This is a genomic window from Chitinophaga sp. W3I9, from assembly GCF_050434025.1.
GTDB lineage: Bacteria > Bacteroidota > Bacteroidia > Chitinophagales > Chitinophagaceae > Chitinophaga.
The window spans coordinates 2,706,853-2,719,804 of sequence record NZ_JBNPWC010000001.1 but is presented as its reverse complement, the minus strand read 5'-3'; the positions used below and the strand labels follow the sequence as shown (position 1 = coordinate 2,719,804).

Here is a 12,952-nt window from a genome sequence, read left to right as displayed (position 1 = left end):
AAATTTACGCAGTATCAACCTGAAATCTTGGCTGATATTGTCCTTCCGTCAAAGCTACGGTTTCCATCCATAGCGCTTTTAACAGATCGGTGCTTGCCATTAACTCCTGTGCCCCTGTACCAGCATGCCCCAATATTTTACTGAGTGTTTCTTCTACATTAAAAGGCGACCGGTTAAAAGCTGTTATTAGCCGCATGGCTCTTTTGTCGCCCAGCGGATACGTTTCATTTATTGCGAACAAGGCGTGGGTAAGATAATTGGCAATTCTTGTAAAACAACCAACGGTATTATAAGTATCCGCTGCAGCCGCAAAAGCATAACATTGTATTAATGTAAACTCCGCCAGCCAGAGACAGTCGGATAGAATGGTTTGTTTCAGCTTAGCGGGATAAGTAGTAACCTGATCTTTAAGCTTCCGGATAATATTTTCTGGATCAAATAAAGGCTTACAAACCTGTGTTTCACCTAAGTAAATCACTGATCTGAATCCGTAAGGCGGTTGCTGATCAAAGTTATGATGCCAGATACCATTGGCGGCATCCGTAATGGTTTGTTGTACCTGGTCGATATTGCGATAGAGCAGATCTACCTTTCCGGCAGCTGTTGTGATCCATGCCCCGCCATTCACCCAGGGCCCCCATTCATAAAAATCGGTAACCAGTGGCAAACCCTGTATGGAAAAACTATTGGCGATTCTTCTGATACTTTCTGTATCAAAAGGATGTTTCCCAAAGTAGTACAGCCCGATATCCAGGTCTGATTTTTCATGAGCTTGTCCTACCGCCTGTGAGCCTCCCAGCACAATAGCCACTATGCCCGGAACATCTTTAAATGCTGAAGTTATTGCATCCAGTATTATCCTTTTTTCATCCGGATCAGATTTCATCTCCTTTACATTTTTCTTCGATAAAATATATCCTCTGCAGCAGTTCGGATCTTCTGATAGCCGAATGTAAATAAAACTATTATAAATTATAGCCGTAACTGACATTTAACGGATCTCTTCCTTTTTCAGCGGCCTCAATATTAACCGGAGCGACTGATCTTTTGTAAAGTAAGCGATCAGCCAGTTATAAAGTGTTTTCACACGGTTGCCGTAACTGATCAGAAAGGTGAGGTGAATGAAAAGCCAGATAAACCAGGCAATAAAACCTTTGAAGTGGAGTTTGGGTTTGGGGATGTCTGCCACGGCCTTATTCCGGCCGATGATAGCCATATTACCTTTATCGTAATAACGGAACGGCTTACGGTTCTCCTGCTTTGCGAGCGCCAGGAAATTCTCTGCGAGGTGGCTACCCTGCTGTATAGCCACCTGCGCCAGCTGCGGATGCCCGTTGGGAAAAGCAGGGTCGGTGGTTTGTATACACATATCGCCTATTGCAAAAATATCCTTCATGCCCTTTATCTCATTGAACTCGTCTACCATCAGTCTTTTTCCGCGACCATAACATTCCGCCGGGATGCCTTCCGTTACAGTTGCCGTTACTCCTGCCGCCCATACTACCGTTTTGGTGGCAATGGTTTCTCCGTTGGAAAAGATCACGGTATCATCCACATAATCTTTTACCTGCATACCCAGTTTTATTTCCACACCCATTTTAACCAGGGCATCGTAGGCGTCCCGCTGCGACTGGTCACTCATGGCGGCCAGTACTTTGGAGATACCGTCTACCAGGTAAATATGCGATTCAAATCCTTTCCCCGCTATTTCGGGATAGTCTTTCGGCACCACTTCCTTTTTCAATTCCGCCAGCAGGCCGGATACTTCCACTCCGGTAGGGCCGCCACCTACTACAACGATGGTGAGCAGCCTGGTTCTTTCTTCCGGATCGGTGGTAAGCGCTGCTTTTTCCATTACCTGCAGGAAATGGTTGCGCAGTTCGAGGGCATCGTTCACTGTTTTCACCGGCTTCGCATGCCGCTGTACGCTTTCCATGCCAAAATAATTGGTAGACGTGCCAAAAGCCAGTACCAGGTAATCGTATTTCAATTCAGTGGTAGAGAGTATTACTTTTTTTTCTTCCGGTATTACTTTCTGAAATTCACCGATCACAAAACGTGCGTTTTTGTTTTTGCGCAACAGTTTCCTGAACGGATAACTGATATCAGTAGGATCTAAAAAGCCCATTGACACCTGGTAAACCAGCGGGGGAAAATAGTTATAGTTGTTACGGTCTACCAGTGTAACGGTATATTCCTCTTTGCGGGCCAGTTTCCTGACCAGGTTAACGCCTGCAAATCCACCACCAATGATAACGATATGTTTCATAATATGACCTTTTATCTGTGTTGTTAAAACAGCCAAAAGGCCATTTTGTTGCTGTATGGTCCGCAACAACAACCAGGCCACCGGAAGAAATGCCATAAAAATCGTCCGTTCATTTACCGGAGCAGACACACCTGTCGACACAACTCCCCATCCTTTGGATAAATTTCACGTTATAATAAGCTGCGAGATGGACAAGAATAGGAACTGAGCCATGAACCGTTTCCCTTCTCCACAAAATATATTTTTTATTTTATACCAAATGGTATATTTTTGCTTTGTCAAAAGAAAGAGGGATATGAACAAGGCAGAGAAAACAAAACAGTTTATTGTGGAGATGACGGCCCCTGTTTTTAATGAGAAGGGCTACACCGGCACTTCTTTGAATGATATGACGAATGCTACAGGGCTGACAAAAGGAAGTATTTACGGCAATTTCGCTAACAAAGATGAAGTGGCCCTGGCATGCTTCGACTACAACCTGAAAAAAGTAAACACCATTATCCGGCAGGAAATGGATAAGAAAACAACCTGCAGGGATAAACTGATGGTGTATGTGCATATATATGAGAACTTCCTGAAACACCCGTTCCCTGCCGGCGGATGCCCTATTCTCAATACAGCAGTGGAAGCAGACGACACGCATCCTTTATTGAAACAAAAAGCCGCAGATGCCATCCTTTCCTGGAAGGGCGTTATTACGGGGTTGATCGAAAAAGGAAAAGCCGAAGGGGAGTTCAGAGAAGCAGTAAATGCCGAACAAACTGCACTCACCATGATCGCTACCATTGAGGGTTGCATTATGATTGCCAAATTAACCGGTAAGATAAACTACCGTAATACTATTATGCAGTCGGTTGGAAAAATGATAGACACACTATAACGCTTTTTTTTCTTTATAAATATACCGATTGGTATAAAAAACAAACACATGAAAACAACAGGAAATACTGTACTTATTACCGGCGGCAGCGCAGGTATCGGACTGGAAATAGCCAGGCAATTATCACAACAGGGCAACCAGGTAATCATCACCGGCAGGGACGCCGCCCGCCTGGAAAAGGCCACGCAGCAACTGCCGGGCGTGAAGGGCATCGTGAGCGATGTAACCAGCGATGAAGCAGTGACCCAGCTGGCAGCCACCCTGCACAAGGAATATCCGTCGTTAAATATCCTGGTCAACAATGCAGGCCGTGCATTTGCCTATGAGTTGTCGGACAACGCGGATGCCGCCGGAAAAGCAGCGGAAGAAATGGACACTAATTTCTTTTCGGTGATCCGCCTCACCGAAAAATTGCTGCCATTACTGAGTCAGCAGCCGGAAGCCGCCATTGTAAATGTAACCTCCATTGTTGCCTTTGCACCGGGCGTACGGGTACCCACTTATTCCGCTACCAAAGCTGCGCTCCGGTCCTATACCCAATCCATGCGGGTCACCTTTCCTAAGCTGCACATCTTTGAACTGATGCCTCCCCTGGTAAATACCGATTTTTCACAGGAGATAGGCGGCATTAACGGGATTCCTCCTTCACAGGTGGCTGCTGATCTTGTAACTGCACTCGGAAAAAATGAATATGAAATCCGTGTGGGCAATACCGAATTGATCTACCAGTTATCACTCAGCAATCCTGCAGCCGCACTAGCCGCTGTAAACGGCGGTGGCGAATAAAAAAATTTATATAATAATATACCAACCGGTATATTAAATAGCAGCAATGAAACGGACAGTACTGATCCTGGTGGTGATTACAGCGGCCATCATGGAGTTGATAGACACCTCTATCGTAAACGTAGCCTTATCGCATATGAGTGGCAACCTCGGCGCCACGCTGGAAGACACTTCCTGGGTCATTACTGCCTACGCCATTGCCAACGTGATCATCATACCCATTACGGGCTTCCTCGCCGCGAAACTGGGCCGGCGTAATTATTATATCGGCTCCATCATCGCCTTCACCTTCTTTTCACTGATGTGCGGGCAGGCCACCAACATCTGGATGCTGGTAGTATTCCGTTTCCTGCAGGGCATCGGCGGCGGCGCGCTGCTATCCGTATCGCAGGTGATCATCTTTGAACTGTTTCCCAAAGAAAAACAAAATGTGGCCAGCGCACTTTTTGGCGTAGGCGTGTTTATTGGTCCCACGATAGGCCCCACCCTCGGCGGTTATATCACCGAATTTTATTCCTGGCCCTGGATCTTTTATATCAACGTACCCATAGGTATTACAGTGGCAACACTCTGCTATATACTCCTCAAAGAACCCGCTAATGTGCCTGCGGCCAAGCGGATCGACTGGACCGGTATCCTCCTGCTGGCCGTTGGCGTGAGCGCATTGCAAACCGTACTGGAAAGAGGGGAAACCGACGACTGGTTTGAAGCGCCCTATATCACCTGGCTTTCCGTGATCGCCACTTTCGCCATCCTGGTATTTGTGTGGTGGGAACTGCGGATCAAAGACCCGGTGGTAAACCTGCGGGTGCTGAAAAGCAGGAACCTGAGCATTGCCGCGATATTGACATTTGTTTCCGGCATGGGCATTTTCAGCTCTGTTTTTCTTACGCCGGTATTTGCACAGCGACTGCTTAATTTCACACCACTGCAAACAGGTATGCTCCTGCTGCCCGGCGCCTGTTTAGCCATAGGTGGACTCATTATTTCTGCGAGGCTGCTACAGCGCGGTGTTTCGCCGGTGTTTCTTATTGTAGCGGGAATGGGATTATTTATTCTATTCAGCTGGCAGATGTCGGCATTGAACCAGGACGCCGGCGCCGCCACTATTACTACCTCTCTCATCTGGCGGGGCGTAGGACTGGCACTGGTAACGGTTCCCCTTACCACCCTGGCCGTATCCTCACTGACGCCGGCAGATATTCCGCAGGGCGCTGCTTTAAATAATATGATGCGGCAACTGGGCGGCTCCTTCGGCATCGCCATGGTGAACACCTACCTCGCCAACCGGAACGCCCAGCACCGGTCGGATCTCGTGAGCAACCTCACTACCGATAACCCCGCGGTGGCCAACCGGTTAAGCAGTTACGCGCACTTCTTTCTCAGCAAAGGCGCTACCGCAACAGATGCCCATCATAGAGCCCTGAAGCTCCTGGATAGTTCCGTAGTAAAACAAAGCACCCTGCTGAGTTTCAGCGACGCCTTTTTACTGGTAGGTATTATATTCCTGGCAGCGCTTCCTTTGCTGTTAATGGCTTCCACTAAAAAGAAAACAGCCCATGTAATTGTGATGGATCACTGATACAGGCCAGCTGTTTTAATAAACTGACTGAAAAAACCCAAAAAATAAATCAGAAAAATCTGCCTGATCAGCCTAATCCTGCTCCAAGACAATTTCCGCGTTGAAGGCGCCGCCGGCCGGTACCGTGATTTTTTTGTACTTTGCGATCTGCATCTTTATCGGTCACACCACCTGATTCGTCTATTTTTTGGCCGGATTAACAGCGATAGGGTGATATTTAATTTTAAGGGGAACTGGATCTAACGGATGAATAATGACACTGTACATGAAACTGCACTTTTCCACCAAATTGCCGGGGGGGATGAATCTGCATTTGAAGCATTATTCCACCTCTATGTGCCGAAGATCAGGCCGGTAATTGCCCGTATTATACAGGTAGAAGGGCCGGAGAAAGACATCATACAGGAAATATTCCTGGGCATATGGCTGAGCCGGGAGAAGCTGACAGAGGTAGTGGTTCCCCATAACTGGATCTTCAAAATGGTGTATCACCGCTGCTACAGCTGGTTGCAGAAGCAGGGCGTGCGGAATAAGGCCAGCCAGATCATTACCCGCGAAAGCACTGACCACTCCAATCTTACCGAAGAAAATATTGCTTTTTCTGAAACCGCGCTGCTGGTAAAGCAGGCTATCCTGCAATTGCCGCCGCAGGCACAAAAGATCTACCTGCTCAGCCGGGAGAAGGATCTTAAAGTCGCCGAAATTGCCAGTGAATTACAGCTCTCCCCCCAAACCATTAAAAATTCCCTGGTCCGTTCCCTCAAATCTATCCGGGAATACCTGACCAGCCAGGGCATCACCCTCCCGCTATTCCTGCTTGGGTGGGGTGTTTTATATTTTTCTTAACTTTTTTTTGAAAGACATAGGTACTCTTTGGCTGCTGACGGTACGTATATGCAGGGGGCTTTCTGTAATTGGGTAGTCCCCGTATATGTCAACTGAATTCCGAATGCTTTAAAACGAGGCCGTTGTCCACATCAGAAAGACTAACATACTTATTGGAACAGGTACGGCTGCGTCGTGCCACCACCGGGGAGTACAGGGAACTGTTACAACTGATCAGTGAAGATGAGTCGGGGGAAATAATCCGCCAGCTGGATGCGTTTCATGCGAACTGGCTAATGGAAGCTGCTGCCCATGCGGATCACGACCGCGACTACTGGCAGCAGGCCGTCAAAGAAATACTGGCCGCAGATAAGCTTGCGCAGCAGCCGGAAATGCTGTCCTCAACCCCGAACCGGGTCTATTTCCTGCAACGCTACTGGTGGGCTGCTGCCTGTATCGTTGTGCTGGCAACGGGCGCTTATTATCTTTCAAAGCAAGCCCCTCCCACGGCTGTAGTGGCTACTTCCCCCGTAAAGGATATTGCACCGGGCGGCAACAGGGCGGTACTTACGCTTTCAGATGGTACCCAAATCCCCCTCGACAGTGCAGGCAATGGCGTATTGGCGCAACAGGGCAATACCCGGATCACCAAGCTGAATAACGGGCGACTGGCTTACAATGGCTCCGGCAGTTCGGAGGATAAAGTATTATATAATACCATGAGTACCCCCTTGGGTGGACAATACCAGCTTATTTTGCCCGATGGTACCGGCGTATGGCTGAATGCCGCCTCTTCCATCAGTTATCCCACTGCCTTTACCGGCAACGAAAGAAGTGTAACCGTTACCGGTGAAGTGTACTTTGAAGTGGTGAAAAATGAAAAGATGCCTTTCCGTGTAAAGGCAGGCAATACGACCATCGACGTACTGGGTACGCATTTTAATATTAACGCATATAAAGACGAAGCCAGCATCAATACTACCTTAGTGCAGGGATCTGTGCGGGTAAGTGTACAACAGCAACAGCAAATGCTGAAACCCGGGCAGCAGGCCAGGGTGGCGGCAAAGGGGGAGTCTATCCAGGTGCTGGACCATGCGGATCTATCCGAGGTGCTGGCCTGGAAAGCAGGGTTCTTCTCCTTTAATGATGCGGATCTTCCGGCTGTAATGCGGCAGCTGTCGCGCTGGTACAATGTAGAAGTAACATATGAAGGCAAGATTCCTCAGCGTGTATTCACCGGGGAAATAGGCCGGAACCTCACCTTATCGCAGGTGTTAAAAGGACTTACAAAAACAAGAATTAAATATAGAATTGAGAATGGTAACCGGATCGTTATCCAACCATAGTTATGAACAATGAACAATGAAAATTGGGAACAATGAAAAACACCAGGCTATCGCCATTGGCATTCCATGCGCATTGAATAAAAACCGGGGCTGAGATTGGCGTCCTACCCCGGCCGTCGTTCAATTTAATCAACAAACAAGTCGGTAAACATTATTTATTAATTCAACCAAACATTGCAAAAGTATGCAACTTAAGGCTATTTGTAATTCCGGTACCCGCAGATATTGGAAATTTGCGGGGCTCTCAACCAAAACACTGTTAGTTATGAAGCTAACTTCTTTTATGCTGCTCCTTGCTGCTTTGCAGGTAAGCGCTAAGGGCAGCGCCCAAACGGTGACTTATTCCGCCAAAGCGGTGAGTCTCCAGAAAGCGCTGAACGTTATTAAAGCACAAACGGGGTATGTTTTCTTTTACGATAAAGAGGATCTGAAAAACAGTAATCCTGTTTCGGTAGACATAAAAAACGCATCGCCGCAAGCAGCGATGGAAGCAGTATTGCGCCAGCAGCCATTGAGCTTCGAAATCCAGGGCAATACCATCTTCATTACAAAAAATGAAAAACCGGCAGCAACACCGGTAACGGCCCCACCTGCCGCCAACATCACAGGAAGGGTAATAGATGATACCGGGGCGCCACTTCCAGGTGTTTCCATCGTGATAAAGGGCACCCAGAAAGGCGTTGTATCCGGACCGGATGGTACCTTCCAGCTGGCCAACGTACCGGACAACGCGGTACTGGTGGTAACCAGCATCGGGTACATCACCCAGGAAATCAAGGTAGCCGGAAAAACACAGATCAATATTTCAATGGCGCCGGATGTAAGTGCGCTGAAACAATTTGTGGTAGTAGGTTATGGCACGCAGAAAAAGGCGAACCTCACCGGGGCCGTTACTTCTATCACCACAGAGCAACTGACTAACAGGCCGGTAACAAGCCTGGGTAACGCATTGCAAGGTACGATGCCAGGTATCACCGTTACCGCCGCCAAGAGCGGACAACCGGGCAGTGATGCAGGACAAATCCGTATCCGGGGTATTGGTACGCTAAACAATGCCGACCCGGTAATTGTGGTAGACGGAGTAGTTACCAACCTGAGTAGTCTTAATAATATTAACCCCGACGATATTGCCACCTTATCGGTACTGAAAGATGCGGCATCTGCTGCCATCTACGGTTCCCGTGCAGCTAACGGCGTTATTCTCATCACTACCAAACAAGGCAGGAAAGGCCCCCCACAGGTTACCTATACCGGGTATGTGGGCAAACAACAAGCCACCGGCTTACCGGACTTTTTACCTTCCTGGCAGGCAGCTACGTTATATAACCAGGCGCTGAGCAATGAAGGAAAAGCAGCACGCTGGACCGATGCAGAAATCCAGAAATTCAAAAATGGCTCTGATCCTTTTAACTATCCTAACACCGACTGGCTCGACCTGTTTTACCAGGGCAGCGGTTTACAACAGAACCACTATGTAGGTGTTTCCGGCGGCAGCGACCATACACAATATGCTTTCTCTTTAGGTGTATTTGATCAGAATGGCCTCATGGAAAAAACAAATGCCAAACGTTACACCAGCAGATTGAATATTACATCTGAGATCAACGATAAAATAAAAGTAATCGGCAATATCGCCTTTACTTCTTCCGGCAGAAATGAGCCCAGCAATCCTTACACCGGCGATTTTACGCAGCTGGTAAGACAGATCAACCGTATCTCCCCTACCATTCCTTATAAATATGAAAATGGCCACTACGGCTATATTTCAGATGGCAGCCCGATGGCGTGGCTGGAAGGAAACAGCCTGAATAAATATAACAACTACGACCTGATAGGTAATGTAGGCGCCGACTGGGAAATTGTAAAAGGCCTGCATTTCAAGCCCTCTCTTGCTTATGTGATGAAGATCGCTCATAACAAGAAGTTCATTGCTGACCAGCAATATTATGATGCTGCCGGTAATGAAACTTTTTACCAGGGACCCAGCTATGTAACCGACGAAAACACCTTCGGCAATACGGTTACACAGCAGGCATTGCTGGACTATACCAAATCCTTCAGTAAACACAACTTCAAAATACTGGGTGGCTATTCCCAGGAGCTGACCAAATTCAGCTTTGATGATGGCTACCGGAAAGGCTTCCTGAATAACCAGTTAACCGATATTAACCTTGGTTCTACCGACGGACAAAAAACCACCGGCTACTCTTACGAACTGGCGCTTCAGTCTTATTTTGGCCGGTTAAACTACGACTACGACGGTAAGTACCTGTTTGAAGCAAACCTGCGGTATGATGGTTCCTCCCGCTTTGCTCCCGGCAACCGTTGGGGTTTATTCCCTTCCTTTTCCGCCGGCTGGAACTTAGACAGGGAAGATTTTTTCACACCACTGAAGAAATATGTTTCCAATCTTAAAATAAGAGGTTCATGGGGACAGCTGGGTAACCAGTACATTACCGGTAAAGATGATGTCAATTACCCAAGCTATCCGTACTACCCGTATATTGCCACTATCAACGGAAGCCAGAACTATACTTTTGGTGGTACCGCGGCTGCTATTGCCGCAGGTGTAGCGCCGGTTAATGGTGCCAACGAAAACATCAAATGGGAAAGCACCACCGCCACAGGCGTGGGTATTGATGCGGGATTCCTGGACGGGAAACTGAATTTCACTGCCGACTATTTTCATAAACGCACTTCCGACATCCTGTTATCAGTACCGGTTGGCGCCGTATACGGCCTGAATGCGCCGGTTCAAAACGCAGGTTCTGTCATCAACAAAGGTTGGGAGTTTGCACTGAGCTATGCCAGCAACGCAGGTGATTTCAAGTACAATGCTGCCGTAAACGCGGCCTTTATCAACAACGAAGTAACCGATCTCCACGGAACAGGGCCGATTATCGACGGCTATACCTTTAAACAGGTGGGTTATCCGATCAACTCCCTGTATGGATATGAAGCAGATGGCATTTTTCAATCGGCCGATGAAGTGACCAAAGCGCCTTATCAATCCAACAGAACGGCTGCCGGTGATCTGAGATACAAAGACAAGGACGGCAATGATACTATTAACAGCGCCGATAAAGTATACCTCGGCAACTACTTCCCGAAAGTAACCTTTGGCCTGAACCTGGGCGGTACCTGGAAAAATATAGACCTGAATATCTTCCTGCAGGGTGCTGCTGGCGTAAAAACATACATCGACGCCGGTAAACTGGGCAGTGTAAGTTCTTCTGCTGGTAAACCTACTTCCGCTTTACTGGATACCTGGACACCGGAAAACACTTCAGCCGCGCTACCACGCATCTGGAACGGCTATACGCAGAATGATCCCGGCGGCACGCCGTCTTCCTTCTGGGTGAAAGACGGATCTTACCTGCGCCTTAAAAACCTGCAGGTAGGTTATACACTGCCGGAAAGAATAGTAAAACGGATAGGCATCAACAAAGTACGTTTCTACTACAGCGGGCAAAACATCCTCACCTTCGACGGCCTGTATAACTGGATAGATCCGGAAGCATCTATTACGAGCAGTATCTATTACTACCCGCAGGTGAAAGTGCACACGTTTGGCGTAAATGTTAGTTTTTAACGAAAAGCAATCAACATCATGAAAAGGAACATTCTCTATATAATATTTTTCTCTGCTGCACTGCTATCTGCGTGCAATAAAGATTTCCTCGACAGGCAGCCACTGGATGCCTATAATAACGACGTTCTCTGGAAAACGCAGAACGATGCAACCGCTGCACTCAATGGCTGTTATAAAGAATGGGAAATTGACTATACCATCCTTTATATGGACGCTGTGAGCGATAATATGTACAGCCAGTATTACTGGGAAGGCTATACGGATTATGGCAATGGCAACATTACGCCTGCCAATACCAGTGCCTCCAAGCGCTGGAGTTATACCACCATTCAGAAATGCAACTGGTTCCTGGAAAACATCGACAAAACACCGATCGACGAAACCTTAAAAACGCAGTTTAAAAGTGAAGCCCGTTTTCTGAGAGCTTATCAGTACTTCACGCTGTCACAGCTTTATGGTGATGTACCGCTGGTCAAAAACACTATTACCAGTGAAGAAGCTAATACCATTTCCCGCACAGCCGCTACCGAAGTACGCAAATTTGTACTGGACGAATTGGAAGCGATTGCGCCTACCCTCCCGGGAAACTACAGTGGTAGCGACGTTGGACGTATTACTCAGGGCGCGGCTATTTCCCTGAAGGCCAGGCTGGAATTGTATGATAAAAACTACGCCGCCTGTATCGTTGATTGTAAAAAGATCATGGCCCTGGGTTATGAACTCTTTCCAAACTATCAGAACCTGTTTCGTATACAGAACGAAAACAATAAAGAAGTGATCCTCGATGTGCAGTATAAAGAGAATGACTATTCCAATGCCGACATCGGCGTAATGCCTTCTTCCTCCTTTGGTGGCTGGGGCTCGCTGGATCCCACTCAGGCGCTGGTAGACGCTTACGAAATGAAAAACGGCAAACTTATTACTGATCCAACATCCGGCTATTCCGAAAATGATCCGTACAATAACAGGGATCCACGCTTAACAGCTACGATCGTATGTCCCGGCCAGTTGTATGAAGGTAAATACTACAACTCTATTCAAAATACCTCCGGTGATTATTATAATGGGGATAACAATTCTAAAACAGCTTATATCCCGAAAAAATTCACGTCTAACCTGTCCGACTATACGGATATGTGGAACACCGGGCTGAATATGATCGTAATCCGCTACGCAGAAATACTGCTCACTTATGCCGAAGCACAAATTGAATCAGGCATTATTGACAATACCGTGTATGATGCAATAGATGCCATCAGAAAGCGCGCTGGCATGCCAGTGATAGACAGAACCGTGTATAACACCGTTGATAAAATGCGTACGCTCGTAAGACGCGAACGCAGGGTGGAACTGGCACTGGAAGGCTTACGCTGGTACGATATTCAACGCTGGAAGATAGGCACTGCCGTTAGATCCGGCACCGTATACGGCGCACGACTGGGTACTGTAGATCCTGCCAACGGCAAGCTTACCCTCAGCGGAGACCACGTCACCGTTGAGCAGCGCACCTTTGTGGAAAACAGGGATTACCTCTGGCCGGTGCCTCAGACAGAAAGAGATATCAACAAAAACCTGACACAAAACCCAGGTTACTAATACAACTGTAACAATCAAAAAAAATCCCGCGAGTTGAAAGATGAGCGGGATTTTTTTATGCTTAAAAAGTATTCAC

Annotated in this window: 9 protein-coding genes; 7 read left to right on the top strand and 2 right to left on the bottom strand. The window is 47.5% G+C overall.

Annotated features, from left to right (window positions below; genetic code table 11):
- Window positions 1–4 precede the first annotated feature (4 nt).
- On the bottom strand, window positions 5–886 hold the full coding sequence (locus QFZ51_RS11410) for a nucleotidyltransferase domain-containing protein (RefSeq protein WP_429045903.1): 882 nt from the start codon (window positions 884–886) through the stop codon (window positions 5–7).
- A gap of 105 nt (window positions 887–991) precedes the next feature.
- A complete protein-coding gene (locus QFZ51_RS11405) occupies window positions 992–2,269 on the bottom strand; it encodes an NAD(P)/FAD-dependent oxidoreductase (protein ID WP_429045901.1) in 1,278 nt (425 codons plus the stop codon).
- Window positions 2,270–2,564: 295 nt separating this feature from the next.
- On the opposite strand from QFZ51_RS11405, the gene QFZ51_RS11400 reads away from it, so the two are divergent.
- The 7 genes from QFZ51_RS11400 to QFZ51_RS11370 all read left to right on the top strand — a co-directional run bounded on the left by QFZ51_RS11400 (window position 2,565) and on the right by QFZ51_RS11370 (window position 12,876).
- Entirely contained in the window at window positions 2,565–3,149 is a 585-nt protein-coding gene (locus tag QFZ51_RS11400) for a TetR/AcrR family transcriptional regulator (RefSeq protein ID WP_429045899.1), read from the top strand.
- Window positions 3,150–3,197: 48 nt separating this feature from the next.
- Window positions 3,198–3,935, top strand: coding sequence for an SDR family oxidoreductase (locus QFZ51_RS11395; RefSeq protein ID WP_429045897.1), 738 nt, complete (start codon window positions 3,198–3,200; stop codon window positions 3,933–3,935).
- A gap of 46 nt (window positions 3,936–3,981) precedes the next feature.
- Complete coding sequence (locus QFZ51_RS11390) at window positions 3,982–5,517, top strand: DHA2 family efflux MFS transporter permease subunit (protein ID WP_429045895.1); 1,536 nt, start codon at window positions 3,982–3,984, stop codon at window positions 5,515–5,517.
- A 246-nt stretch (window positions 5,518–5,763) separates the two neighbouring features.
- Window positions 5,764–6,363, top strand: coding sequence for an RNA polymerase sigma factor (locus QFZ51_RS11385; protein ID WP_429045893.1), 600 nt, complete (start codon window positions 5,764–5,766; stop codon window positions 6,361–6,363).
- Between the two features lie 122 nt (window positions 6,364–6,485).
- Window positions 6,486–7,688, top strand: coding sequence for a FecR family protein (locus QFZ51_RS11380; protein WP_429045891.1), 1,203 nt, complete (start codon window positions 6,486–6,488; stop codon window positions 7,686–7,688).
- A gap of 265 nt (window positions 7,689–7,953) precedes the next feature.
- On the top strand, window positions 7,954–11,280 hold the full coding sequence (locus tag QFZ51_RS11375; RefSeq protein WP_429045889.1) for a TonB-dependent receptor: 3,327 nt from the start codon (window positions 7,954–7,956) through the stop codon (window positions 11,278–11,280).
- 18 nt (window positions 11,281–11,298) lie between these two features.
- Window positions 11,299–12,876: a RagB/SusD family nutrient uptake outer membrane protein gene (locus QFZ51_RS11370; RefSeq protein WP_429045887.1), complete on the top strand. Its 1,578-nt coding sequence runs from the start codon at window positions 11,299–11,301 to the stop codon at window positions 12,874–12,876.
- Window positions 12,877–12,952: the final 76 nt, after the last annotated feature.

What these genes read in the sequence shown, in the direction of transcription:
- QFZ51_RS11395 (WP_429045897.1), top strand. Translation starts at nt 3,198, where the DNA reads ATGAAAACAACAGGAAATACTGTACTTATTACCGGCGGCAGCGCAGGT.
- QFZ51_RS11375 (WP_429045889.1), top strand. Translation starts at nt 7,954, where the DNA reads ATGAAGCTAACTTCTTTTATGCTGCTCCTTGCTGCTTTGCAGGTAAGC.
- QFZ51_RS11370 (WP_429045887.1), top strand. Translation starts at nt 11,299, where the DNA reads ATGAAAAGGAACATTCTCTATATAATATTTTTCTCTGCTGCACTGCTA.
- QFZ51_RS11405 (WP_429045901.1), bottom strand. Translation starts at nt 2,269, where the DNA reads ATGAAACATATCGTTATCATTGGTGGTGGATTTGCAGGCGTTAACCTG.
- QFZ51_RS11410 (WP_429045903.1), bottom strand. Translation starts at nt 886, where the DNA reads ATGAAATCTGATCCGGATGAAAAAAGGATAATACTGGATGCAATAACT.
- QFZ51_RS11385 (WP_429045893.1), top strand. Translation starts at nt 5,764, where the DNA reads ATGAATAATGACACTGTACATGAAACTGCACTTTTCCACCAAATTGCC.
- QFZ51_RS11390 (WP_429045895.1), top strand. Translation starts at nt 3,982, where the DNA reads ATGAAACGGACAGTACTGATCCTGGTGGTGATTACAGCGGCCATCATG.
- QFZ51_RS11400 (WP_429045899.1), top strand. Translation starts at nt 2,565, where the DNA reads ATGAACAAGGCAGAGAAAACAAAACAGTTTATTGTGGAGATGACGGCC.